The sequence below is a fragment of the Enterobacter sp. SCRI0065 genome (assembly GCF_059766475.1).
In genome coordinates, this window is sequence record NZ_JCBAJB010000001.1 from 756,095 (window position 1) to 779,967 (window position 23,873).

General features: G+C 52.1%; 22 protein-coding genes. 10 read left to right on the forward strand and 12 right to left on the reverse strand.

What is annotated here, in order from left to right; translation table 11 throughout:
• Positions 1 to 48: 48 nt before the first annotated feature.
• From ssuB to ssuE, 5 genes are read right to left on the reverse strand one after another with little or no spacing between them, the layout of a single operon-like run.
• Positions 49 to 819: an aliphatic sulfonates ABC transporter ATP-binding protein gene (gene ssuB, locus AC6EMZ_RS03580; RefSeq protein ID WP_498401009.1), complete on the reverse strand. Its 771-nt coding sequence runs from the start codon at positions 817 to 819 to the stop codon at positions 49 to 51.
• Complete coding sequence (gene ssuC, locus AC6EMZ_RS03585) at positions 816 to 1,607, reverse strand: aliphatic sulfonate ABC transporter permease SsuC (RefSeq protein WP_498401010.1); 792 nt, start codon at positions 1,605 to 1,607, stop codon at positions 816 to 818. Before ssuC ends, ssuB begins: the two co-directional genes overlap by 4 nt.
• 10 nt (positions 1,608 to 1,617) lie before the next feature.
• Positions 1,618 to 2,763, reverse strand: coding sequence for an FMNH2-dependent alkanesulfonate monooxygenase (gene ssuD / locus AC6EMZ_RS03590; protein WP_498401011.1), 1,146 nt, complete (start codon positions 2,761 to 2,763; stop codon positions 1,618 to 1,620).
• Positions 2,760 to 3,722, reverse strand: coding sequence for a sulfonate ABC transporter substrate-binding protein (locus AC6EMZ_RS03595; RefSeq protein WP_498401012.1), 963 nt, complete (start codon positions 3,720 to 3,722; stop codon positions 2,760 to 2,762). Before AC6EMZ_RS03595 ends, ssuD begins: the two co-directional genes overlap by 4 nt.
• On the reverse strand, positions 3,715 to 4,290 hold the full coding sequence (gene ssuE / locus AC6EMZ_RS03600) for an NADPH-dependent FMN reductase (RefSeq protein WP_498401013.1): 576 nt from the start codon (positions 4,288 to 4,290) through the stop codon (positions 3,715 to 3,717). Before ssuE ends, AC6EMZ_RS03595 begins: the two co-directional genes overlap by 8 nt.
• Before the next feature lie 248 nt (positions 4,291 to 4,538).
• Between ssuE and pyrD the strand changes: the two genes are divergently transcribed.
• On the forward strand, positions 4,539 to 5,549 hold the full coding sequence (gene pyrD / locus AC6EMZ_RS03605) for a quinone-dependent dihydroorotate dehydrogenase (protein WP_498401014.1): 1,011 nt from the start codon (positions 4,539 to 4,541) through the stop codon (positions 5,547 to 5,549).
• Positions 5,550 to 5,715: 166 nt separating this feature from the next.
• Positions 5,716 to 6,258, forward strand: a complete 543-nt coding sequence (gene zapC, locus AC6EMZ_RS03610) for a cell division protein ZapC (protein WP_498401015.1) — start codon at positions 5,716 to 5,718, stop codon at positions 6,256 to 6,258.
• On the opposite strand, the gene AC6EMZ_RS03615 is transcribed toward zapC, so the two are convergent.
• The gene (locus AC6EMZ_RS03615; protein WP_498401016.1) at positions 6,255 to 7,364 is read right to left on the reverse strand and encodes a YcbX family protein; all 1,110 of its coding nucleotides are present in this window, start codon (positions 7,362 to 7,364) and stop codon (positions 6,255 to 6,257) included. The two genes, zapC and AC6EMZ_RS03615, sit on opposite strands and share 4 nt — an antisense overlap.
• A gap of 99 nt (positions 7,365 to 7,463) precedes the next feature.
• On the opposite strand from AC6EMZ_RS03615, the gene rlmKL reads away from it, so the two are divergent.
• The 6 genes from rlmKL to rmf all read left to right on the forward strand — a co-directional run bounded on the left by rlmKL (position 7,464) and on the right by rmf (position 15,388).
• A complete protein-coding gene (gene rlmKL, locus AC6EMZ_RS03620; protein WP_498401018.1) occupies positions 7,464 to 9,572 on the forward strand; it encodes a bifunctional 23S rRNA (guanine(2069)-N(7))-methyltransferase RlmK/23S rRNA (guanine(2445)-N(2))-methyltransferase RlmL in 2,109 nt (702 codons plus the stop codon).
• 12 nt (positions 9,573 to 9,584) lie between these two features.
• Positions 9,585 to 11,492 carry an ABC transporter ATP-binding protein gene (locus tag AC6EMZ_RS03625; protein ID WP_498401019.1) on the forward strand — a complete coding sequence of 636 codons (1,908 nt, stop codon included), beginning with the start codon at positions 9,585 to 9,587 and terminating at the stop codon, positions 11,490 to 11,492.
• Between the two features lie 13 nt (positions 11,493 to 11,505).
• On the forward strand, positions 11,506 to 12,759 hold the full coding sequence (gene pqiA, locus AC6EMZ_RS03630; RefSeq protein WP_498401020.1) for a membrane integrity-associated transporter subunit PqiA: 1,254 nt from the start codon (positions 11,506 to 11,508) through the stop codon (positions 12,757 to 12,759).
• Positions 12,760 to 12,763: 4 nt separating this feature from the next.
• Positions 12,764 to 14,404 (forward strand): intermembrane transport protein PqiB, encoded by a 1,641-nt coding sequence (pqiB, locus tag AC6EMZ_RS03635; RefSeq protein ID WP_498401021.1) that lies wholly within the window; start codon positions 12,764 to 12,766, stop codon positions 14,402 to 14,404.
• Positions 14,401 to 14,967 carry a membrane integrity-associated transporter subunit PqiC gene (gene pqiC / locus AC6EMZ_RS03640; RefSeq protein ID WP_498401022.1) on the forward strand — a complete coding sequence of 189 codons (567 nt, stop codon included), beginning with the start codon at positions 14,401 to 14,403 and terminating at the stop codon, positions 14,965 to 14,967. Before pqiB ends, pqiC begins: the two co-directional genes overlap by 4 nt.
• A gap of 253 nt (positions 14,968 to 15,220) precedes the next feature.
• Positions 15,221 to 15,388, forward strand: coding sequence for a ribosome modulation factor (rmf, locus tag AC6EMZ_RS03645; RefSeq protein WP_012016862.1), 168 nt, complete (start codon positions 15,221 to 15,223; stop codon positions 15,386 to 15,388).
• A gap of 70 nt (positions 15,389 to 15,458) precedes the next feature.
• On the opposite strand, the gene fabA is transcribed toward rmf, so the two are convergent.
• Positions 15,459 to 15,977: a bifunctional 3-hydroxydecanoyl-ACP dehydratase/trans-2-decenoyl-ACP isomerase gene (gene fabA / locus AC6EMZ_RS03650; protein ID WP_095281476.1), complete on the reverse strand. Its 519-nt coding sequence runs from the start codon at positions 15,975 to 15,977 to the stop codon at positions 15,459 to 15,461.
• A gap of 68 nt (positions 15,978 to 16,045) precedes the next feature.
• Positions 16,046 to 17,806 carry an AAA family ATPase gene (locus AC6EMZ_RS03655; protein WP_498401023.1) on the reverse strand — a complete coding sequence of 587 codons (1,761 nt, stop codon included), beginning with the start codon at positions 17,804 to 17,806 and terminating at the stop codon, positions 16,046 to 16,048.
• 186 nt (positions 17,807 to 17,992) lie between these two features.
• Between AC6EMZ_RS03655 and matP the strand changes: the two genes are divergently transcribed.
• Complete coding sequence (matP, locus tag AC6EMZ_RS03660; protein ID WP_498401024.1) at positions 17,993 to 18,445, forward strand: macrodomain Ter protein MatP; 453 nt, start codon at positions 17,993 to 17,995, stop codon at positions 18,443 to 18,445.
• Positions 18,446 to 18,508: 63 nt separating this feature from the next.
• Here the strand turns inward: matP and ompA are convergent, their stop codons facing one another.
• Complete coding sequence (gene ompA / locus AC6EMZ_RS03665) at positions 18,509 to 19,564, reverse strand: porin OmpA (RefSeq protein ID WP_498401025.1); 1,056 nt, start codon at positions 19,562 to 19,564, stop codon at positions 18,509 to 18,511.
• Between the two features lie 356 nt (positions 19,565 to 19,920).
• Entirely contained in the window at positions 19,921 to 20,430 is a 510-nt protein-coding gene (gene sulA / locus AC6EMZ_RS03670; RefSeq protein ID WP_498401026.1) for an SOS-induced cell division inhibitor SulA, read from the reverse strand.
• Between the two features lie 218 nt (positions 20,431 to 20,648).
• Between sulA and AC6EMZ_RS03675 the strand changes: the two genes are divergently transcribed.
• Positions 20,649 to 21,275, forward strand: coding sequence for a TfoX/Sxy family DNA transformation protein (locus AC6EMZ_RS03675; RefSeq protein WP_498401027.1), 627 nt, complete (start codon positions 20,649 to 20,651; stop codon positions 21,273 to 21,275).
• Here AC6EMZ_RS03675 and yccS read toward each other — a convergent pair.
• Together yccS and AC6EMZ_RS03685 are read right to left on the reverse strand one after the other, a co-directional pair.
• On the reverse strand, positions 21,232 to 23,394 hold the full coding sequence (gene yccS, locus AC6EMZ_RS03680) for a YccS family putative transporter (RefSeq protein ID WP_498401028.1): 2,163 nt from the start codon (positions 23,392 to 23,394) through the stop codon (positions 21,232 to 21,234). The two genes, AC6EMZ_RS03675 and yccS, sit on opposite strands and share 44 nt — an antisense overlap.
• 19 nt (positions 23,395 to 23,413) lie before the next feature.
• A complete protein-coding gene (locus tag AC6EMZ_RS03685; RefSeq protein ID WP_498401029.1) occupies positions 23,414 to 23,860 on the reverse strand; it encodes a YccF domain-containing protein in 447 nt (148 codons plus the stop codon).
• Between the last annotated feature and the right edge of the window lie 13 nt (positions 23,861 to 23,873).

A 23,873-nucleotide genomic window follows, 5' to 3' on the forward strand; every position in this document is an offset into this window, starting at 1 on the left:
TGCATTATCCCTCCCTCTCCCGACGGGAGAGGGGTTGGGGTGAGGGTATCAGGCATTGGCCTTCATTCGCTGTAGCTCGATACTTCCTCGCTTCATCACTCGATCCAGGACTTCCGCCTCAAGCTCCGCCAGTTTTGCAGAGCCTACGCGGCGCGGACGGGGAATATCCACTGTCAGATCCAGCCCGATTTTACCCTCTTCAATTAGCAACACGCGATCGGCCATAGCGACCGCTTCGCTGACGTCGTGCGTGACCAGCAGTACGGTAAATCCATGTTCTTGCCAGAGCGATTCGATCAAATCCTGCATTTCTATCCGCGTCAGCGCATCAAGCGCACCGAGCGGTTCGTCAAGCAGCAGTAAACCAGGCCGATGAATAAGCGCTCGCGCCAGGGCGACACGCTGTTTCTGCCCTCCGGAAAGGGCGGCAGGCCACTCTTTCGCTCGGTTTTCGAGGCCTACGGCGGCGAGTGCCTGACGTGCGGCATCACGCCAGTTCCCCGTTAGGCCAAGTCCTACGTTGTCGATAACGGTTTTCCAGGGCAGCAGGCGCGCATCCTGGAACATCATTCGCGTATCATCCTGAATATCGGCAAGGCGAGTGTTGCCAGCCAGCAACTGGCCGCCGTTCGGTGCTTCAAGGCCCGCCAACAGCCTCAGCAACGTGCTTTTACCTCCGCCGCTACGCCCTACCACGGCGACAAACTGACCGGCCGGAATATGCAAATCCAGGGCGTTAAGAATCGTATTGTCGCCGTAGCGTTTCGTCACGCTATTCAGCAGCAGCGGCGTGCCTTGCGTCAATCGAGCCGTATTCATAGATTTGCCTCCGTGGTGGAGTAAGCCGGGTTCCAGCGCAGCCAGAGACGTTCTAACCACTGGGCGCTAAGGTCGGCAAGTTTGCCGAGCAGGGCATACAGAATGATGGCTACCACCACCACATCCGTTTGCAAGAACTCGCGAGCGTTCATCGCCAGATAACCGATACCGGAGTTAGCCGAAATGGTTTCCGCGACGATAAGCGTTAACCACATCAGGCCCAGTGCGAAACGCACGCCCACCATGATGGAGGGTAGGGCTCCGGGCAGAATGACATGGATAAACAGGGCAACACCGGACAAGCCGTAGCTGCGCGCCATCTCCACTAACCCGCGATCGATGTTACGAATACCGTGCCAGGTGTTGATATAAATAGGGAACAGCGTGCCGAGCGCGACCAGGAAAATTTTGGCGCTTTCGTCAATACCAAACCATAAAATCACCAACGGGATAAGGGCCAGATGCGGCACGTTACGCAGCATCTGAATAGAAGTATCCAGCAACCGCTCCCCCCAGCGGGATAGACCGCTGATAAGGCCAAGCGTCAGGCCAATCGATCCACCGATGGTGAAACCAATGGCAGCGCGCCAGGAGCTGATCGCCAGATGCTGCCACAGTTCGCCGCTGGAGCTCAGCGTCCAGAACGCTTCGACGACGCCCTCCGGAGAGGGCAAAATGCGACTGGACAGCCAGCCTACAGACGAGGCGATTTGCCAGATAATCACTATTCCGACAGGCAAGAACCAGGGCGCCAGTCGCAGCAGCCATTTTCGAGAGGGGTTTGCCATATTAACCTCGTTAGCGTTGCGCCGCTTTCCGTGGAATGAATTCATTCGCCACCGCTTCGCCCTGAGGCAGAAGTGGGCGAGGCTGAGGAATCTCAGGAATGGCGACATCAAGATGCGGGAATAACAGTTCACCCACCTTGTAGGCCTCTTCCAGATGCGGATAACCGGAAAGGATAAAACTATCGATGCCTAGCTCGGCATATTCGTTAATGCGCGCAGCAACCGTTGGACCATCGCCGACTAGCGCGGTGCCCGCGCCGCCGCGGACCAGACCGACGCCTGCCCACAAGTTTGGACTGACCTCCAGCTTTTCCCGCTGGCCATTATGCAGTGATGCCATTCGGTGCTGGCCGACGGAATCCGTTTTGGCAAACGCGGCCTGCGCTTTAGCAATGGTCTCATCATCAAGATGTGAAATCAGGCGATCGGCCGCGCGCCAGGCTTCTTCATTGGTTTCTCGCACGATGACGTGCAGGCGTATCCCAAAGCGCACGGTGCGTCCATGCGCGGCCGCTTTGGCACGCACCTCTTCAATTTTTTCTTTCACCCGTTCAGGCGGCTCGCCCCAGGTGAGATACAGATCCACTTGTTCTGCGGCCAGATCCTGCGCGACGTCCGATGAGCCGCCAAAATAGAGCGGTGGACGCGGCTGCTGCACCGGTGCAAACAGCAGTTTTGCATCACGAACATGAATGTGTTTGCCTTCGAATGTGACGGTTTCACCCTCCAGCAGGCGACGCCAGACGCGGGTGAATTCAGCGGAGGCTTCATAGCGCTCGGTGTGATCGAGGAATACGCCATCCCCAGCAAGCTCTTGCGGATCGCTGCCTGTGACGAGGTTAAACAGCGCGCGACCATTAGAAAGCCTGTCGAGCGTAGCGGCCTGACGTGCAGCCACCGTTGGCGAAACGACGCTTGGGCGCAGCGCGACTAAGAATTTAAGGCGCTGGGTGACAGGAATCATAGATGCGGCAACCAGCCAGGCATCTTCGCAAGACCGCCCGGTGGGAATCAGCACCCCGGTGAAACCGATGCGATCCGCTGCCTGGGCGATTTGTTGCAGGTATCCGTAGTCAACCGGGCGAGCACCTTCTTCCGTGCCCAGATAATGTCCGTCGCCATGGGTCGGTAAAAACCAGAACAGATTCAAACTCATGATTTTGATCCTTCTTTGCCAGAGGGTTGCCAGATGCGATCGCGAATATCGATCTTTTTCGGGAGCAGATGATTTTCATAAAACAGGTCGGCAGTTTGCTGCTGCAATACTGCGGTCTTAGCGTCCACTGGTTTGATGACGGTAGGCGGGCGATGGTCCAGATAGCTGGCGATGACCGGCTCTGGCAGGCCCATGGTTTTCGCCAGCAGGGCGATACTTTCCTGGCGTTGACTGTGGGTAAGCGCGTCGGCTTCGCTGAAGGTATTCAACACGCCTTGCACAAATTCACCGTTTTTTTCTGCATATGGACGAGCGGCAAGATAGAAAGAGCCCGTTTGCTTCAGCGTTTCACCATCTTTCAGCACCCGGACGCCGCCCTGCAATAATGCGGCGGAGTAGTAAGGATCCCAGATAGCCCATGCATCGACGTTATTTTGCTGGAAGGCCGCACGCGCGTCGGCAGGGCTCAAAAAGATGGGTTGGATATCCTTAAATGTCAGACCCGCCTGTTGCAGGGCACGGAGCAGTAGGTTGTGAGAGCTTGAACCCTTCTGAAAAGCAACCTTATGGCCTTTGAGATCCGCCACGGTTTTAATCGGGCTATTTTCAGGAACCAGTATCACTTCGGCTTTTGGCTTGGCGGGCTCTACCCCAACGTAAACCAAATCAGCTCCCGCGGCCTGGGCGAAAATAGGAGGAATGTCGCCCGTGCTGCCCAAATCGATACTGCCTACGTTCAGTGCCTCAAGCATTTGTGGTCCGGCGGGGAATTCAATCCATGAAAACTGCGTCGTCGGATAGCGCTTTTCCAGAAGCTGATGACTTTTTGCCAGCACCATGCTGATGCTGCCTTTCTGGTAACCGATACGTAAACTTTCAGGCGCAGGGGCTGCCGCCTGGACTAAAGCGGACACTGCCAGCAAACCGCTTAGCCCGATACGGAACACGTTTTTAAACATGAGCGACTCCTTTCAGATGACCAAAAGCAGGAACCTTAACGTCCCGGCGGTGAAGCGCCTGCCAGAATGTCTCCAGCGCGGCATCGAGGCGTAAATGAAGATTGGGAGTGAACTGGGGTTTGTGTTGATAATCGATAACCTGGGAATCATCAGCGAAAACACCGTGGAGGATCTCCTGGGCCTTGAGCGCATTGAGTACCGGTTTGAGGGCATAATCAACCGCAAGCATGTGGGCAACGGTGCCGCCGGTTGCCAGCGGTAAAACCACTTTCCCTTCCAGAGCTCGTTCGGGTAACAGATCGAGTAACGTTTTCAGAGCGCCGGAAAAGGACGCTTTATAGACTGGCGTTGCGACAATAAGCCCGTCTGCACCTTTTAACTGCTCTACCAGCGTTTTGAGCGCGGGACTATCAAAGCGGGCATACAGCAGATCTTCCGGCTCAAAATTATGCAGATTCCAGTGACACACCTCGATATCCAGAGAGGTGAGCTGTTCACGGGCATACTCCAGCAATGCGCTGGAACGTGAAGGGAAACGCGGACTGCCAGCCAACGTAATGACGCGCATGCTTGCTCCTTATAACTAATTGTTTGCTTTTATCTAACATTGATAACAATTTTCAGGAGTGTGACACTGCGTAGTTATTCCACTAAATGATTTATCTGATATTAAAATGCCAAAAATTGCATAAGAAAGGAGCAGAAAGGAAAACGATTGCGTTTTACGACGATTTTTTTGCCACAGGTCAATTCCCTTTCCCGTCGCGATCGCTGATAATCCGTGTCCGGTTTGCACACCGGAATCCAGGAGAGTTCATGTACTACCCCTTCGTTCGTAAAGCCCTTTTCCAGCTCGATCCCGAGCGCGCCCATGAATTGACATTCCAGCAGTTACGCCGCATTACAGGAACGCCACTTGAAGCGCTGGTGCGCCAGAAAGTGCAGGAAAAACCTGTTCAATGCATGGGGCTGACGTTTAAGAATCCCCTTGGCCTGGCAGCAGGTCTGGATAAAAACGGCGAGTGTATTGATGCGCTGGGGGCGATGGGTTTTGGTTCCATCGAAGTCGGCACCGTGACTCCGCGCGCTCAGGCTGGTAATGATAAACCGCGCCTGTTCCGTCTGGTCGAGGCCGAAGGTTTGATCAACCGTATGGGCTTTAATAATCTCGGGGTCGATCATCTGATTGAGAACGTGAAAAAAGCACATTTCGATGGCGTGCTCGGCATTAATATCGGTAAAAATAAAGATACTCCGGTAGAGCAGGGCAAAGATGACTATCTGATTTGTATGGAAAAAACCTATGCCTATGCCGGTTATATTGCGGTGAATATCTCTTCCCCCAATACGCCCGGTCTGCGTACCCTGCAATATGGTGAAGCGCTAGACGATCTTCTGGACGCCATTAAGAATAAGCAGAAAGAGCTTCAAATTACGCATCATAAATATGTTCCCGTTGCGGTAAAGATCGCCCCGGATCTTTCCATTGAAGAATTGATCCAAGTGGCCGACAGTTTAGTTCGCCATAATATCGATGGTGTTATTGCAACCAATACTACCCTCGATCGTTCTCTGGTACAGGGAATGAAAAACTGCGATGAAATGGGTGGCTTAAGTGGCCGTCCGGTTCAATTAAAAAGTACAGAAATTATTCGTGCCTTATCCGCAGAATTAAAAGGTCGTTTACCGATTATCGGCGTGGGTGGTATCGACTCAGTTATCGCCGCCCGCGAGAAGATGGCGGCGGGAGCATCACTGGTGCAAATCTATTCGGGCTTTATTTTTAAAGGCCCTCAGTTGATTAAAGAAATCGTTAATCACATCTAATCTTTTTTCTTAATCAGACAACCAGGGCTTTATTTCCAGCCCTGGTTGTTTTATATTCCGTCATTGTTGCTTATTTAGACATTATGGTCTTTTATTATTGATGTTATAAACGAAGCGAGAAGCAGGACTTTTTTAGAACAGGATGTTGAGGAATTGGGAGAGGAAAATGCGAATTAAACCTGACGATAACTGGCAATGGTATTTTTGCGAAGAGCACGATCGAATGATGCTCGATTTAGCCAATGGCATGTTATTTCGTTCTCGTTTCGCTCGCCGGATGCTGACCCCAGACGCCTTTGCACCGTCCGGTTTTTGTGTCGATGATGCCGCTCTGTATTTCTCATTTGAAGAAAAGTGCCGCGATTTAGTGCTCTCCAAAGAGCAACGTGCCGAGCTGGTGTTGAATGCGCTGGTGGCTATTCGTTTCCTGAAACCGCAGATGCCGAAAAGCTGGCATTTCCTGGCTCACGGACAATCATGGTCACCCGTCACAGGCGATGCAGCCTGCGTCAACCTCAGCGATACCGCAGAGGAAGTGAGCCTGCTGGTGGTTGAACCGGGTGAAAATGCCGCCCTGTGTTTACTGGCGCAACCTGGCGTGGTGATTGCCGGGCGCATGATGCAGCTGGGCGATGCGATCAAAGTCATGAATGACCGGCTGAAACCGCAGCTGCGTATTGATACATTCAGTCTCGAACAGGCCGTTTAAAGCTCCAGCTGTAGCGATGTCTTCGGAATACAGCTACAGCACAGGATCGTACCATCATTGCCTACCGCCGATTTTTTCAACGCCGTGACCTCACCCTCTACTAACGTTATGCGACAGCTCCCACAGATCCCCGCGCGACATGAGTAGGGAACACGTATCCCCGCTTGCTCAAGCTGTTCTAGCAAGACCTGCTGATTATTCCCTGGAAGCATTTTACCTTGCCACTGAAGGGTCACTGCCGTAGCCGGATGAACCTCGATATCAGCTTCGTCTTCGTCGGTACCTGGGCCGTAAACTCTGCCTGGGGCGGTTGCAAGAATCTCGACTTCATCACCCGCGCGGATTACGCCGCTGGATCGCGGAATAAGATTCTGACCGAAATCAACGTCGCCGTTATCCTGCGCGGTTCGGAAAGATTGCAGCGTTTTCAGCGGTTCGCCGGAAGGATGCTTTTGTCCTTTTTCAGGGCTGATGGTGGTGAAAATGCAACGGCTGCACGGTTTCACTACATCAAAGACCACGCTGCCAATACGAATGACTTTCCAGGTGTCCTCTTCCCATGCTTGCGCACCGGTAACGACGAGATTGGGGCGAAACTGCTCCATTTTCACGCTGGCCGGGCAGCGGTTCTGTAAATCTCGCAGCGACGCCTCGTTGGTCAGCAGGAAAGGGAAGCCGTCGGCAAAGGAGAGGGGAACCGCTTCGAATCGCTTAACACGACGTGTCGGCTCAGGCCCTACCCAACGCAGCTGTACTTCCCGGGAAAAGAAGCTCGTTAACCAACGGTTGATATCGTCGGGAGCAACGCGCGCGGTAAAGTGATTTCCCCACACTTCCGTTGGTGCGTCAACAGAGGCAAAGTCGTTAAAGCGGACGATGACGCTGGAGCCGTCTGGTGCCGTGAGATGTAAGCCGTCATGCAGCGGTGCGGGAGTAAAGCGCACCATTTGCGGAAACTGACGCGCGGTGATGAACGTTCCGTCAGGCTCGGTGACCATAAAGATGCGATCAAAGGCAAAACCGCTGACGTCTGCAAGCGCATGAGTCAGCCCAATTCCGCGCATCGATTTAACTGGATGGATGAAAAGCCTGGATAACGTCGCCACTGCGCACTCCCTCAAATGAAAATAAGCCTTCAACTTTATGACATAGAGCTCATATTAGCTATAATGCGCAGCAATTTTCTTAGAGTAACAAGTGACGATATGAATTCTCTGTTTGCCAGTACGGCCCGTGGGCTGGAAGAGCTGTTAAAAACTGAACTGGAAGGGCTTGGCGCGAAAGAGTGCCAGGTCGTTCAGGGTGGCGTCCATTTTGAGGGCGACACGCGGCTTATTTACCAGAGCCTGATGTGGAGTCGCCTGGCATCGCGCATTATGCTGCCATTGGGTGCTTGTAAAGTCTATAGCGACCTCGACCTGTATCTCGGCGTGCAGGCAACTGACTGGACAGAGATTTTTACGCCTGGTGCTACCTTTGCCGTGCATTTTAACGGGCTTAACGACGAAATCCGTAATAGCCAGTATGGTGCCCTGAAGGTGAAAGACGCCATCGTGGATAGCTTTACGCGTAAAAACCTGGAACGCCCGAACGTCGATCGTGAAAACCCAGATTTGCGCATCAACGTGTGGCTCAATAAAGAGACGGCACATATTTCTTTGGATCTGTGTGGCGAGGGCTTGCATCAGCGCGGCTACCGTGAACGCGCGGGTATTGCGCCGATCAAAGAAAACCTGGCAGCGGCCATTGTGATGCGTTCTGGCTGGCAGCCAGGCACTCCGCTGCTCGATCCAATGTGTGGTTCTGGTACGTTGCTGATTGAAGCGGCAATGATGGCAACCGATCGCGCGCCGGGTCTGCATCGCGGAAAGTGGGGCTTTGGTGGCTGGGCTCAGCACGATGAGGCTATCTGGCAAGAGGTTAAGGCCGAGGCGCAAACGCGCGCCCGTAAAGGTCTGGCGGATTATGGCTCACGTTTCTATGGCTCCGACAGCGATTCTCGCGTGATTGAACGCGCTCGCAGCAACGCCCGTCGCGCCGGTATTGGCGAACTGATCTCCTTTGAAGTCAAAGATGTCGCTCAGTTAAGCAATCCACTGCCAAAAGGCCCGTATGGCACGGTTATCAGTAATCCACCGTACGGTGAACGTCTGGATAGCGAACCGGCACTGATCGCGCTTCATAGTCTGTTTGGTCGCACCATGAAAGACTATTTTGGTGGCTGGAATCTGTCTATTTTCAGCGGCTCCCCGGAACTGCTGAGCTGCCTGCAACTGCGCGCCGAGCGCCAGTTTAAAGCCAAAAACGGTCCGCTGGATTGCGTACAGAAAAACTATCACCTGACGGAAAAAGAGGGTGACAGTAAACCGTCCACCGTTGCAGAAGATTACGCTAACCGCCTGCGCAAGAATCTGAAGAAATTTGAGAAATGGGCGAAGCAGGAAGGCATTGAATGTTATCGCCTGTACGACGCTGATTTGCCGGAATATAACGTGGCGGTAGACCGCTACGCTGACTGGGTTGTCGTGCAGGAATACGCTGCGCCAAAAACCATTGATGCGCAGAAAGCGCGTCAACGTTTGTTGGATATTATTGCCGCAACGATTGGCGTATTAGGCATTGCACCGAATAAACTGGTACTGAAAACCCGTGAACGTCAGAAAGGTACGAATCAATACCAGAAGATGGGCGACAAGGGTGACTTTATCGAAGTCGGCGAATACAACGCGCGCCTGTGGGTTAACCTGACGGATTATCTCGATACCGGTTTGTTCCTCGATCACCGCATCGCCCGCCGTATGCTGGGTCAGATGAGCAAAGGTAAAGACTTCCTGAACTTGTTCGCCTACACCGGTACTGCGAGCGTACACGCAGGTCTGGGCGGTGCGCGCAGCACCACCACGATGGATATGTCACGCACTTACCTTGAGTGGGCAGAACGTAACCTGCGTCTCAACGGCCTGACGGGGCGTCAACACCGCCTGTTGCAGGCTGACGTATTGGGATGGCTGCGTGATACCGACGAACAGTTCGACCTGATCTTCATCGATCCGCCGACGTTCTCCAACTCCAAACGTATGGAAGATACCTTCGACGTTCAGCGCGACCACATCCGACTGATGACCGATCTGAAGCGTCTGCTGCGAAAAGGCGGCACCATCATGTTCTCAAACAACAAACGCGGCTTCCGTATGGACAATGACGGACTGGCAGCGCTGGGACTGAAAGCACAAGAAATTAGCCAAAAAACACTGTCTCAGGACTTTGCCCGTAATCGTCAAATTCACAACTGCTGGTTGATAACCGCGGTCTGAAAGGAAATATAAATGTCATTAATTAGTATGCACGGTGCCTGGCTGTCATTCAGTGATGCACCCCTTCTCGATGATACTGAACTGCACATCGAAGATAACGAACGTGTGTGTTTAGTGGGTCGTAATGGTGCGGGTAAATCCACGCTGATGAAGATCCTTAATCGTGAACTGGGTCTGGATGATGGACGTATTGTTTACGAGCAAGACTTGATCGTCTCCCGTCTGCAACAGGATCCGCCGCGCAACGTCGCGGGCAGCGTGTACGATTTTGTCGCTGAGGGGATCTCTGAGCAGGCTGAATATCTGAAGGGATATCACGAAGTTTCTCATCTGGTGATGACCGATCCGAGTGAAAAAAATCTCAATGAGATGGCGCGTCTTCAGGATCTGCTCGATCACCACGGCCTGTGGCAGCTGGAAAGCCGTATTAACGAAGTTCTGGAGCAGTTAGGTCTGGAAGCAGATACGGAACTGGCGTCTCTTTCTGGCGGCTGGCTGCGTAAAGCGGCACTGGGTCGCGCGTTGGTGAGCGGGCCGAAAGTGTTGCTGCTTGACGAACCGACAAACCACCTGGATATTGAAGCAATAGACTGGCTGGAAGGGTTCCTGAAAACCTTCAATGGCACCCTTATCTTCATCTCGCATGACCGTTCGTTTATCCGCAATATGGCGACCCGTATTGTCGATCTCGATCGCGGCAAGCTGGTGACTTATCCGGGTGATTACGACACCTACCTGCTTGAAAAAGAAGAGAACCTGCGCGTTCAGGAACTGCAAAACGCCGAGTTCGATCGCAAGCTGGCACAGGAAGAGGTCTGGATCCGTCAGGGCATTAAAGCACGTCGTACCCGAAACGAAGGCCGTGTTCGAGCGCTGAAAGCCATGCGTAACGAACGTAGTGAACGTCGCGAAGTGATGGGCACCGCGAAAATGCAGGTTGAAGAGGCCTCTCGCTCTGGCAAGATTGTCTTCGAAATGGAAAATGTCGATTACCAGGTCGATGGCAAAGTGCTGGTCAAGGACTTCTCCGCTCAGGTTCAGCGTGGCGATAAAATCGCATTGATTGGTCCGAACGGCTGCGGTAAGACCACGTTGCTGAAACTGATGCTGGGCCAGTTACAGGCTGATAGCGGACGCGTACATTGCGGTACAAAGCTTGAAGTTGCCTATTTTGATCAGCACCGTGCTGAACTCGATCCCGACAGAACGGTGATGGACAACCTGGCGGAAGGTAAGCAGGAAGTGTTGGTGAACGGTAAGCCGCGCCATGTTCTGGGCTATCTGCAGGACTTCTTGTTCCATCCTAAGCGTGCAATGACGCCGGTTCGCGCGTTGTCTGGCGGTGAGCGTAACCGTCTGTTGCTGGCTCGTCTGTTCCTCAAACCAAGTAACCTGTTAATTCTCGATGAACCGACTAACGATTTGGATGTCGAAACGCTTGAATTGCTTGAAGAACTGATCGACGGCTATCAAGGCACCGTGATGCTGGTCAGCCACGACCGTCAGTTTGTCGATAATACCGTGACGGAGTGCTGGATTTTTGAAGGTGCTGGTCATATTGGTCGTTATGTTGGCGGCTATCATGATGCGCGTGGACAGCAATCGCAGTCTCAGGCGGTAAAACAGTCAAAAGCCAAAAATGGACAGGAAACTGCTGTCGCAAAAGCAGAAACTGTCAAAAAATCGACCGTCAAAATGAGTTATAACCTGCAGCGCGAACTTGAAGGCCTGCCTCAACGTCTCGAGGAGCTGGAAGGGAATCTGGAAACGCTACAGGCACAAGTTGCAGATGCGTCCTTCTTTAGTCAGCCGCACGACTATACTCAGAAAATATTGGCCGATCTTAGCCTGGCCGAAAAGGCGCTGGAAGAAGCATTTGAGCGTTGGGAGTACCTTGAGGCTCTGAAAAACGGCGCATAAACAGGGATACACTATGTGTGATCAGCACCATGCCGACCGGCATATTTTATGTTCACAATGCGATATGCTCGTGGCGCTGCCCGAGCTGGGTTACGGACATAAGGCGGCATGCCCGCGGTGCGGGGCAACGCTGACAACCGAGTGGGACGCGCCAAGGCAGCGTCCCACTGCTTATGCTATTGCAGCGCTGTTTATGCTGTTGCTCTCCAATCTGTTTCCCTTTATTTATATGAAAGTCGGGGGGATGACCAGCGAAGTCAATTTGCTGGAAATCCCTGGCGTAATGTTCTCTGAAGATTACGCCAGCCTTGGCACTTTCTTTCTCCTTTTTGTCCAGATTGTCCCGGCCTTTTGTCTGACCATCATTTTATTGTTGGTCAACCGCGTTCGAATGCCAGTGAAGCTTAAGCTCATCCTGGCTCGAATTTTCTTCCAGTTAAAAAGCTGGGGAATGGCGGAGATTTTTCTCGCCGGTATTCTGGTGAGTTTCGTCAAGTTAATGGCTTACGGCGACGTGGGGATCGGCAGCAGCTTTATTCCCTGGTGTCTCTACTGCGTGCTTCAACTTCGCGCCTTCCAGTGCGTCGATCGTCGCTGGGCTTGGGATGACATTGCGCCTGCACCAACGTTACCGCAGACGGTGAAAGTGGGCGTGCCGGGTATCCGCCAGGGCTTACGCTCCTGCTCCTGCTGTACCGCAGTTTTACCTGTTGATGTTGAAGTCTGCCCGCGATGTGAAACGAAAGGCTATGCGCGACGTAAAAATAGTCTCCAGTGGACGATGGCATTACTGGTCACTTCGATCATGCTTTATCTGCCAGCGAACATTTTACCTATCATGATAACGGACCTGCTCGGCGACAAGATGCCCTCGACCATCCTTGCCGGGGTGGTGCTGTTATGGGGTGAAGGCTCTTACCCGGTCGCTATGGTGATTTTTATCGCCAGTATTATGGTGCCGACATTAAAAATGATTGCGATTGCCTGGCTATGCTGGGATGCGAAAGGGCATGGAAAACGCGATAGCGAACGCATGCATTTGATTTATGAAGTGGTTGAGTTCGTTGGGCGTTGGTCAATGATTGACGTGTTTGTAATAGCCGTACTCTCTGCGCTGGTGCGCATGGGAGGGCTGATGAGTATTTACCCTGCTATTGGGGCGCTAATGTTTGCGTTGGTCGTCATTATGACGATGTTTGCGGCCATGACCTTCGACCCTCGTTTATCGTGGGATCGTGAGCCAGAGTCAAGCCATGAGGAAGAGTAAGAGCATGGAAAATAAGAGTGGAGAGGCGAAAGTGCAGAAGGTCAAAAACTGGTCGCCGGTGTGGATCTTCCCCATCGTGACTGCGCTGATCGGTGCATGGATCCTGTTTTATCATTACAGCCATCAGGGACCGGAAGTCACGCTGATCACCACTAACGCTGAAGGTATTGAAGGGGGGAAAACCACCATCAAAAGCCGTAGCGTGGACGTAGGTGTGGTGGAGAGCGCCACCCTGACTGACGATTTGACGCATGTAGAAATCAAAGCGCGCCTCAATTCTGGAATGGAAAAACTGCTGCATGGTGATTCCGCATTCTGGGTAGTGAAACCGCAGGTTGGCCGTGAAGGGATCAGTGGTCTTGGAACGCTGCTCTCCGGGGCCTATATCGAGCTACAGCCAGGTACAAAGGGCAGTCAGCCGGGGCAATATCAACTGCTGGATGCGCCACCGTTGGCACCGCCGGATGCGAAAGGCATCCGCGTCATCCTTGATAGTAAGAAAGCCGGTCAGCTTAGCCCAGGTGACCCCGTTCTGTTCAGGGGTTATCGCGTAGGCTCGGTTGAAACCAGTACTTTTGATGCGCAAAAACGCGCTATCAGCTACCAGCTATTTATCAATGCGCCTAACGATCGTCTGGTTACCAGCAACGTTCGTTTCTGGAAAGACAGCGGTATTGCCGTGGATCTGACCTCTGCCGGTATGCGTGTTGAAATGGGCTCATTAACCACGCTCTTTGGCGGAGGCGTCAGCTTTGATGTCCCGGAAGGAATGGACTTAGGCCAGCCAGTTGCGGCGAAAACGCCATTCAAACTGTTCGACGATCAGAAAAGTATTCAGGATGCGCTTTATACCGATCATATTGATTACCTGATGTTCTTCAAAGATTCTGTTCGCGGTTTGCAGCCTGGTGCGCCGGTTGAGTTCCGTGGTATTCGACTGGGAACGGTGGGTCAGGTGCCGTACTTTGTGCCGGGGCTGCGTCAGGTGCTGGACGATGATTATCGTATTCCTGTTCTGATCCGCATTGAGCCTGAGCGTTTGATAAACCAGGTTGGCGTCACAACGGACATTGCGTCGCATATCGCCGGGCTGATGGATCGTGGCTTACGCGGCTCGTTGAAAACCGGCAATCTGGTCACCGGCGCGCTGTATGTAGATATGGACTTCTACCCGAAAGCACCAGCGGTTACGGGTGTGCGTGAATTTGGCGGGTATAAGATCATCCCAACAGTGAGCAGTGGCCTGGCGCAGATCCAGCAGCGTTTAATGGAAACACTGGATAAGATCAACAATCTGCCGTTGAATCCGATGCTTGAACAAGCGACAAACTCGCTGAGTGAAAGCCAGGTAACGATGCGTCGCCTGCAAACAACGCTGGATAATATCAATAAGATCACCGCTAATCAGTCGATGCAGCAGTTGCCTCAGGATATGCAGAAAACGTTGCGTGAGCTTAATCGCAGTATGCAGGGCTTCCAGCCAGGCTCGGCGGCGTATAACAAGATGGTTGCAGATATGCAGCGCCTGGATCAGGTATTGCGTGAACTGCAGCCGGTATTGAAAACGCTGAATGAGAAAAGCAACGCGCTGGTATTTGAAGCGAAGGGCACAAAGGATCCTGAGCCTAAGAGGGCAAAAGAATGAAAAAATGGCTATTGATCGCCGGGGCAGTTGCATTAACGGCCTGTAGTTCAGGAAGTGACAACAAAAGTTACTATCAGCTGCCGTTGGCGACGCAAGCAGCGGGGCAAACCACTGCTGCCCAGGGCAACCGCCTGTTGTGGGTTGAACAAGTTTCTGTTCCTGACGCCCTCGCCGGAAACGGCGTGGTGTATCAGACCAGCGACGTGCAGTACGTCATTGCCACGAATAATCTCTGGGCGAGTCCGTTGGATCAGCAGTTACGCAATACGCTGGTGGCTAATCTTAGTAGCCAGTTACCGGGCTGGGTTGTGGCTTCTCAACCATTGGGTAGCGATCAGGACACGCTTAACGTGAACGTTACCGGTTTCCACGGACGTTTCGATGGCAAGGTGGTGATTAGCGGTGAATGGCTTCTGAACCATCAGGGGCAGCTGATTAAGCGTCCGTTTTACCTTGAGCTGAAACAGCAGCAAGACGGTTACGACGAGATGGTCAAGATGCTGGCTCAGGGTTGGGCGCAGGAATCAACCAGCATAGCCAGAGAGATTTCTCGTCTGCCATAAGTAAAATTCATTACCACAAGCCGCCATCCGCGTTTCGCTGATGGCGGTTTTTTTTCGTTTTCATTTCAGTTTGATACTTGTGCCAGCTCACAAAAATTGTACAAACGATCTTCTGTCTAGCTCACAAATATGACACTGGTGTGAATTTTGCGCATTGACGCTGGGAGGGATTCGGGTTATTCGTTAACTGTGCTTGCATGTTTTGCAACCACTGTTTTCTTTCCACCAGACCAAAGAATGAGGGAAACGAGGCATGAAGAGACAGAAACGAGATCGCCTGGAACGGGCGCACCAACGTGGATACCAGGCTGGCATCGCCGGACGCTCAAAAGAAATGTGTCCTTACCAGACGTTAAATCAGAGGTCATACTGGTTAGGAGGCTGGCGAGAAGCCATTGGGGATAGGGTATTACTTGCGTGATACGTCTCTTTAGAAACAGAAACCTCCGCATTGCGGAGGTTTCGCCTGATTGCCTTATTCAAAGCAATAATCAGAACGCTGAAGTATCCTGGAACAAGCCAACTTTCAGATCGTTTGCAGTGTAGATAACTCGACCGTCTACCAGGACTTCGCCATCAGCCAGACCCATCACCAGACGACGGTTCACAATGCGTTTGAAGTGAATACGGTAGGTTACTTTCTTCGCTGAAGGTAGAACCTGACCGGTGAATTTGACTTCACCCACGCCAAGCGCACGACCTTTACCTTCACCGCCCAGCCAGCCCAGATAGAAGCCAACCAACTGCCACATTGCATCCAGGCCCAGACAGCCAGGCATTACCGGATCGCCGATAAAGTGGCAACCAAAGAACCACAGATCCGGATTGATATCGAGTTCCGCTTCCACGTAACCCTTGTCAAAGTTGCCGCCGGTTTCTGTCATTTTTACGACACGGTCCATCATCAGCATGCTTGGTGCTGGTAACTGCGGGCCTTTCGCGCCAAACAGTTCACCGCGACCAGAGGCAAGAAGATCTTCTTTTGTATAGGATTCGCGTTTATCTACCATGTTCTCAGTAAGCCTTATTTTAGTGAAGCACGCAGGATAGCTAACACGTGTACGCTGAACAAGTCCGATCAGTTAGGATTAAACCAACCTAACCAGCGTAACGGCCATGGATAACGATGACGAGCATCCTGCTGCATTGCCTGCGCAATACGCTCCTGGATGGTCTGCATCAGTGTTGTTTGACCTTCGCCATCCCACACCAGGTTTGTCAGTAAGGGTAGCGCATCCGTAATATCTTCAATGGCCCAGATGGTGAATTGCTCTGCTTCCACAGCGTCGAGCACGGCCTGGCTCAAGCTCAGATGGCGAACGTTAGGAGCCGGGATAATGATGCCCTGTTTGCCGCTAAAACCACGTTGCTGGCAAACCGTGAAGAATCCTTCGATTTTCTCGTTCAAACCGCCAACGGGCTGAGCACGGCCGAACTGGTCAACGGATCCGGTCATCGCGATGCTCTGATTAATCGGAACATCAGCCAGCGCACTGATTAATGCACAGAGTTCGGCCATTGAGGCGCTATCACCATCCACTTCGCTGTAAGATTGTTCAAACGTGAGTGAGGCAGAGAAGGGGATCTGCTGCTCCAGCTGAAGCTGTGACATCAGGAACGCTTGCATGATCATCATGCCTTTAGCGTGAATATTCCCGCCCAGTTCCGCCTTGCGCTCGATGTCGATAAATTCGCCATCGCCAATATGCACTACGCAGCTAATGCGGGACGGCTCGCCAAAGGCTCTCGGATGCCCGGGAAACTCGATAACCGACAGGGCATTGATCTGTCCGATACGTTCGCCTTCGGTTTCGACAAGAATTTGCTCGAGCAAAATCTCATCTTGCATACGGTCGGCCAGGTAGCCTTCGCGCCATTCACGCTGTGCCAGCATTTGGATAAACTGTTCGCCGGTAAATGGACCCTGGCCGCCGATTGCGCCAACTTCACGTAGCTGCTTGCTTATCCATAGCGGGCAGAGGGGAAGCGTTTCTTGATCGCCGGTGTAACGCACGGCTTCTCGCATCAGACCAGTCCATGCATCTGGCCCAGGGGTTGGCAATGCGTAACGCTCAGCGACAGCCATCACCCACTGACACCACTGCGTCATATCATCGGTATCGGCAATCTGGATGTTGTCTTCAAATTCGGTATAAATCGCCTGATCGGCTAACTCTGGCTCCATTTCCTGGAAATCAGCCAAAGACTCACGATCGCCAGTCAATATCACTTTTAGCGAAATGGGCATGGACGGGATGGCAACCGGTAACGGTCGCGATTCGTCATACGAGACCCAGTCAAAACGCTGGTGAGTGACGATCGACTTCAGACGCATCCAGAGCAGGGGCTGGGCGAGAAGAGTGCGAAGCGAGATGACCAACACCCCACCGTTGGCTTTATGTACCAGGCCCGGGTGTAAGGTCAATTCACCGTTGAACTGCCGTAGGCAGCCAAACAGTTGTTCTGCTTCAACCCATTCGGCAGTAATGACTTTGCCAGATGCGGCAAAAAGGTCATCGGCCTGTTCGGCGGGTTTGAAAGTGATATCGGGGCCAGCAATACGATATTGGCCGCCAAAAACGGCGCTCTCTTCCGGTTGCAACTGACGCAATGCATCCGCCAGAAGCGCGAGATACTCAGCTTCTTCTGGTGCTTTCAACAGCATGAAAGGAGAGGTCGTCCATGGACTTAACACCTGCTCAAACGCGTAATGCAAACGCGGTTGTGTATCGCTAAGGATGAAGTCGTGCTCTTTTGCGGTGTCTGGCTGTGCAAATAGCTCCTGATAGCTTTCAGCATCAGGAACCAGATCACGCCATGCTAGTTTCGTAATGGTCAAAGTTGATGTTTTTTAGTTAGATGTAAAACCGTGGAGTATACCGTAAGCTGCGGTCTCTTCCCAATCGGGAATAAGTTTTTCAGCCAGTGAAAGCGGCGTAACGGCTCACAGGATATGATTTCTTTTCAGCAGATTGCCAAAAAACTGATATTCTGAACAGAGTTACGAGGTGACACTGAGATCGCAATGAAATATCAACAACTGGAAAATCTCGAAAGCGGTTGGAAATGGAAGTACCTGGTCAAAAAGCACCGTGAAGGGGAGCTGATTACCTGCTACATCGAAGCCAGTGCTGCGAAAGAAGCGGTGGATTTATTGCTGACACTCGAAAACGAACCGGTTCAGGTGAATGGCTGGATAGAAAAGCATATTAATCCGGCCCTGATGAACCGCATGAAGCAGACCATCCGCGCACGCCGCAAACGGCACTTTAACGCCGAGCATCAGCACACCCGTAAGAAGTCTATTGATTTGGAGTTTGTCGTCTGGCAACGCTTAGCCGGGCTCGCTCAACGACGCGGAAAAACGCTGTCGGAAACGGTTGTTCAACTCATCGAAGATGCGGAACACAAAGAGAAGTATGCCAACCAGATGTCGACACTGAAAACTGATTTACAGGCTCTGCTCGGCAAGAAATAACATTCACTTTTGTTCAGGCAATAAAAAACCCCGCATGGCGGGGTTTTTTTATAAGACGATAACTTATGCCGCAGGCTGAGTTACAACGTCTTTGATACCTTTAACTTCGATCTCAACGCGACGATCTGGTGCCAGGCAGTCGATCAGTGCAGCGCGAGCTTTCACGTTGTCACAGGTAGTACCAGTAACTGGGTTAGATTCGCCCATACCACGTGGAGAGATCTTGTTAGCTGGGATACCTTTAGATACCAGGTAATCAACTACAGACTGTGCACGTTTCTCGGACAGACCCTGGTTGTAAGCGTCAGAACCGATACGGTCGGTGAAGCCCAGAACCACTACAGAACCATCTTTAGGATCCAGGTTGCTCAGCTGGGTGTACAGCTGATCCAGTGCCTGCTGACCTTCTGGTTTCAGGGTAGCTTTGTTGAAGTTGAACAGAACGTCAGACTTCAGAGTGAAGTGCTTGGTCTGTACTTCTGGCGCTGGAGCAGGAGCTGGAGCAACGATTGGTGCTGCATCTTCCTGCTGGCCGAAGCGGTAGGAAACACCTACGCTCAACATGCCGTTGTCAGGACGAACGCCAACGGTGTTACCGTCGCCGATGTTGTTAACCCACTGGTATTCCAGACGGGTAGCGATATCACGGGTCATTGCCCACTCTACGCCACCAGCGAATACTGGAGAAACGCCAGTGTCGTGGTTGTCGCCAGAGATGCTGTTGCTGGAGTCAGCGCGCCATACCATGCCGCCCAGACGAGTATACACGTCCAGATCGTCAGTTACTGGGTAACCCAGTTTAGCGGTGAGCTGTACGCCTTGAGCTTTGAATGCGCCGTTAACGTTGTCGCCTTTGTAAGGCATACGACCTAACCAGTCGTAACCCATTTCAAAACCAACATACGGGTTAACCTGATAGCCACCAAACGCACCTGCACCGAGCTGGCTTTCATGAGTCGGGCCATCGTTGTTCAGGGAGCTGTTGTACCAGCCAGTGTCGTGGAACTGAGACCAACCCAGTTTACCACCTGCATACCAGGTATTATCTTTCGGAGCGGCCTGCGCTACGGTAGCGAAGCCAGCCAGTGCCACTGCAATCGCGATAGCTGTCTTTTTCATTTTTTGCGCCTCGTTATCATCCAAAAATCGCCATGAAGATCTCGTCGAGAAATCACGGTTAAATCCTTCACCGGGGGGCGAGCTCAAACTAGTAACTCTACCGATATCTTCGGCTTAGACCGAGCACCCCTGGCGATGTAAAGTCTACAACGTAGTGGGAAACTTACAAGTGTGAACTCCGTCAGGCATATGAAAAAAAAAGTTCCGTATACATACTATTTAACATTTATCGCGCATATTTTATTCAGCAAAATTAACGGAAACCGCGCCAGACAAGCATTCACGAAGTTTCTGTCAATGGAACTAATGGCGTGTAGCGGTGTCAAAAAAAATTCCAGGAAAACTCTTAATTTCACTCAATGATACAAATTAGAGTGAATTTTTAGCCCAGACAGGTGTCCTTTGCGAAGAGGATCGAGCCGAACGGGTCTCATAATAATGCCAATCGCGTTACCTTCTTCTGCTGCTTCTGCCAGGCAAAAATGTTCATCTTCCGTCAAATCTTCTGACAACCAGCCGATCACCACGCTGTAATTTCCGGTGCGTAGCGCACGAATCATTGAATCAACAGTATTGCACGGCGCAAGCTGACTAATATGCATCACTTTGGCGAGCGGTAAACCCGCTGACTGAACCCACTCGCGGCTTAATTTTTGTTGCGGCGTTAACCAGAGTTGCCAGCGCGATTGCTGACCAAGCTGCTGTAAAAGTGGCAGGAGCAACATTTGCGTCATCATGGGCTGGTCTTCACGATACACCACCTCACTTATCAACCCGGCTGAAACACGCTCGGGAGCTTTTTGCGAGCCATTGCCTGCGGAAGAAGAAAAAGATGTTGAGCGATTTGCATAGCTTGAAGTGTGCATAATCATTCCAGCCCTGTAGTTACTGTATGGATATACAGTAACCCCTGTGCGCCTAAAGATCAACCTCATTTTCGGAAAGCGTCTCGCAAATTTTGTCTGTTATTGGCTTGTTCGAAAGATTCATCTTGCCGAGTGGCGATAAGTCACCTATTTTCCTGCTAACGGATCCGGTAGTAAGAAAATATTGTTGTTACTCTATGATTTATATGGTGAATATCATGAAAAAGATATCTTATGAACGGATCTATCAATCTCAGGAATACCTCTCGCCACTCGGTGAAATACATCACCGTGCCCTGTTTGGTGGCTACACATTGGCTGTAGGTGAAGCCGTATTTGCGATGGTATCGGACGGGGAACTCTATCTGCGCGCATGTGAGCAAAGCGCCCAGTACTGTGTCAGAAATGCTTCTTCTTTTTTAACGCTGGTGAAACGGGGCAGACCCGTTCTGCTGAATTATTACCGTGTGGATGAGGGGCTCTGGCAAAACCATGAAAAGCTGTTGCAGCTCTCTTCCTTTGCGGTGGAGGCCGCCCGCAAAGAACGTTATCAGCGCCACCAAAGACACCGTCTTAAAGATTTACCCAACCTGACCTTTCAAATCGAAGTGCTTTTGCTCGAAGTCGGTATCACCAACGAAACCACTCTACGGGTGCTAGGTGCAGAAGAGTGTTGGTTAAAGGTTCGCACGAAAAACCGACATCTCAGCATTAAATTGCTTTTCGCACTGGAAGGGGCAATTGAAGGGTTGCATGAAGCCGCGCTCCCGGCTGTCAGACGCCGGGAGCTAACCGAGTGGTTTAATGCGCTTCCTGCGCTACCTGAGAATCATTCCGATAGGTAGCGATCTGCTGCTGCAATCGGCAAATCTCAGGCAGCAACGCAACCAGCAGGCCAATTTGCTGTAGAACAAGTGGAGCTTTGTTATCCGCACCGGGATCAAAATGAGCGATTCGCTGGCTAAGCTCCTCTAACGCGTTCTGCACGCGCGGCTCGTCTGCGGGGCGGTGATGAAGTGCATCGTCAACGTAGCATACGGCATCATCCAGCAGAGCCAGAATACCCGGGTTGGTCAGCTGCTCGCGATGAGCGCCCAATGTCGAAATATAGCTGGTGAAAGTATGGTTAAGGCACAGCAGCCGGAAGGCGACTTCACGAATTTCAGCTGTTGCGCGCGGTTCTGTGGACATATTCGATACCACCGACGCCAGCTCAGCATCACGATTGTGCGCATCGCGTCTGGCAATGCGATAAGCCAGACGATTGTCACGACCTTGATGATATTGCTCAAGAATGGCGTCCAGATACCGACAGTTTGCATTAATTGCCAGATCCAAGGCTCGTGGCAGATTGCGAAACCGCCAGTCTGGCCAGATGAAACTCACTGCGGCCCATGCAATAGCGCACCCTATTAAAGTATCGATGATGCGTGGTAATGCCACTTCGAACCCTTCACCCAGCAGGTTAAAGCACAGCAGAACCAGCAGGGTAATGAACATGGTGGCGTGCGCATACTGAACGTGACGAAATGCAAAGAACAGCACGCCAGTAATCACGATAAGTATCAATTGCCCTTCAATAGATGGCACGAAATACAACACCGGTAATCCGATAGCCACGCCTACCAGCGTGCCGATCACCCGCAGAGCAAGCCGATGACGGGTTGCGTTATAGTTCGGCTGGCATACAAACAGGCTGGTCAACAAAATCCAGTAGCCATGATGTAAACCAGTGATTTGGATAAATGCGTATCCCACACAAAGCACGGCGGACATTCTTACGGCATGGCGAAACAGCGCTGATTCCGGCGTAAAGTTACGACTCAAGCGCAGCCACATATCGGCAAAGCCGTTTAGACTATCGTCAGCAAGCAGGTGCTCGGTATCGTGCCCCGGTATTGCCAACGCTTGTTCAGACTGGATAGTCGCAAGCTGCGCATCAATTGCCCGCAGGTTGTTAAGTAAAAAACCCAGCGCTTTCATCTGCTCTGGCGATGTTCCGCTGGCCTGAACGCGATCGAGCGCCGCGTCAAGATGGCTAAAAGCGCGCTCAAAACGCGGGTCGTGCTGATAAGGGGTCCGCAGCAGAATTGACCGCGCTAAGTGCTGGCAAGCCTGGGATTGCATCGAAAGCAGCCGCTGAAAACGGAACATAACATCGCTGTAGCGAAACTTTTCGCGCAGCGCGGCGTACTGAATATGCGATGAACTGGCCCGCTCATGAATATCCTGAGCGACAAAATAGTAGTGTAACGTTTGCCGGGTTCCACGCTGTCCACGATCTCCACGCAGGCGAGTGAGAAGTGAGGCTTTGGTCTGGTTGAGCATGGCCACCAGTTGGCCATTTGCCAGCGCCAGATCGTAAAGCGGTGCCTGACTCTCTTCTTCAATGTCAGGATCGAACAGCCGGGACTTTAGTTCAAGATAGTGCGCAAGCTGTTCGTAACTGCGCGCGAGGTTGTCCTGCAACGGGCGAATGGGGAAAATGAGATGCCCCGTCAGCGTCAGCGCGTTGTACCAGATAGCGCCAAGCAGCAGCAATACCGGTTGCTGATACCACTGGTCATAAAGTGAAACGCCGAGCATGGTATAAATGGCGATGAGCAGCGCGCCAAAGGCAATGGTTGCGTAGCGCTGCCCCAGCCCACCTAGCAGGATAAAACCGGTGGTGGAGACCATCAATCCCAGCGCAAAAAACCAGGGCCATGGGAACAACAGTTCCACCGACGCTGAGGCAATAAAAAAGCACACCAGCGTGATAACCAAATTGCGCAGGCGTCCCGCCAGACGATCGTCGAGATCGGCAAGCGCGCCGGCCACCACGCCAAGGGTGAGCGGGATTGTTAACTTCACATCACCCAGCCACCATGGCAGAGCCGTTGAGCCGCAAAGCGCGATAAAAATCCTGACGTTATAGAGCCAGGTGCTGTTCCATGTATATCTGCGAAGCAGTGGGCTTAGCATGGGCGCTGCCTGTCCTTATTTACTGAAAACGTCTACGGGCGTTTGCTTCACGTGCGGCCTGGGCAACTTCAACCGGAACCACTCGGCGACCAACAGGCCACAGGGCAATAGCCGCGATTTTGAAGTTAGCAATTCCGACCGGGATGCCGATAATGGTAATACACTGCGTTACGCCCGCGACAATATGCATCAGGCACAGCCACCAGCCGAAGAAAACAAGCCATAAGATATTCAGTAAGGTCCCTCCCGTGTTCATCAGGATATTTTTGTCACCGGGATTCAGTTCATTGACATGAACCGCTTCATTACCGTAGGGGATCAGGGAAAGTTTGGTGATTTCCCAACAGGAGCGCGTAAGTGGCAGCGTGAAGATAAAGACAATGCTCACCAGTGTGGCAAAAAGCCAGGCAAACGTGGTGGCAAAACCGCCAAGGACAAAATTCAAAATATTCAGTACGGTACGCATAAACCCTCACTTC

Excerpts from the sequence above, each read along its gene's own strand:
- rmf (WP_012016862.1), top strand. The coding sequence starts at position 15,221 with ATGAAGAGACAGAAACGAGATCGCCTGGAACGGGCGCACCAACGTGGA.
- ssuC (WP_498401010.1), bottom strand. The coding sequence starts at position 1,607 with ATGGCAAACCCCTCTCGAAAATGGCTGCTGCGACTGGCGCCCTGGTTC.
- ssuD (WP_498401011.1), bottom strand. The coding sequence starts at position 2,763 with ATGAGTTTGAATCTGTTCTGGTTTTTACCGACCCATGGCGACGGACAT.
- ssuB (WP_498401009.1), bottom strand. The coding sequence starts at position 819 with ATGAATACGGCTCGATTGACGCAAGGCACGCCGCTGCTGCTGAATAGC.
- pqiB (WP_498401021.1), top strand. The coding sequence starts at position 12,764 with ATGGAAAATAAGAGTGGAGAGGCGAAAGTGCAGAAGGTCAAAAACTGG.
- yccS (WP_498401028.1), bottom strand. The coding sequence starts at position 23,394 with ATGCTAAGCCCACTGCTTCGCAGATATACATGGAACAGCACCTGGCTC.
- zapC (WP_498401015.1), top strand. The coding sequence starts at position 5,716 with ATGCGAATTAAACCTGACGATAACTGGCAATGGTATTTTTGCGAAGAG.
- AC6EMZ_RS03595 (WP_498401012.1), bottom strand. The coding sequence starts at position 3,722 with ATGTTTAAAAACGTGTTCCGTATCGGGCTAAGCGGTTTGCTGGCAGTG.
- matP (WP_498401024.1), top strand. The coding sequence starts at position 17,993 with ATGAAATATCAACAACTGGAAAATCTCGAAAGCGGTTGGAAATGGAAG.
- AC6EMZ_RS03675 (WP_498401027.1), top strand. The coding sequence starts at position 20,649 with ATGAAAAAGATATCTTATGAACGGATCTATCAATCTCAGGAATACCTC.
- rlmKL (WP_498401018.1), top strand. The coding sequence starts at position 7,464 with ATGAATTCTCTGTTTGCCAGTACGGCCCGTGGGCTGGAAGAGCTGTTA.
- fabA (WP_095281476.1), bottom strand. The coding sequence starts at position 15,977 with ATGGTAGATAAACGCGAATCCTATACAAAAGAAGATCTTCTTGCCTCT.
- AC6EMZ_RS03625 (WP_498401019.1), top strand. The coding sequence starts at position 9,585 with ATGTCATTAATTAGTATGCACGGTGCCTGGCTGTCATTCAGTGATGCA.
- pqiC (WP_498401022.1), top strand. The coding sequence starts at position 14,401 with ATGAAAAAATGGCTATTGATCGCCGGGGCAGTTGCATTAACGGCCTGT.
- ompA (WP_498401025.1), bottom strand. The coding sequence starts at position 19,564 with ATGAAAAAGACAGCTATCGCGATTGCAGTGGCACTGGCTGGCTTCGCT.
- ssuE (WP_498401013.1), bottom strand. The coding sequence starts at position 4,290 with ATGCGCGTCATTACGTTGGCTGGCAGTCCGCGTTTCCCTTCACGTTCC.
- AC6EMZ_RS03685 (WP_498401029.1), bottom strand. The coding sequence starts at position 23,860 with ATGCGTACCGTACTGAATATTTTGAATTTTGTCCTTGGCGGTTTTGCC.
- pqiA (WP_498401020.1), top strand. The coding sequence starts at position 11,506 with ATGTGTGATCAGCACCATGCCGACCGGCATATTTTATGTTCACAATGC.
- sulA (WP_498401026.1), bottom strand. The coding sequence starts at position 20,430 with ATGCACACTTCAAGCTATGCAAATCGCTCAACATCTTTTTCTTCTTCC.
- pyrD (WP_498401014.1), top strand. The coding sequence starts at position 4,539 with ATGTACTACCCCTTCGTTCGTAAAGCCCTTTTCCAGCTCGATCCCGAG.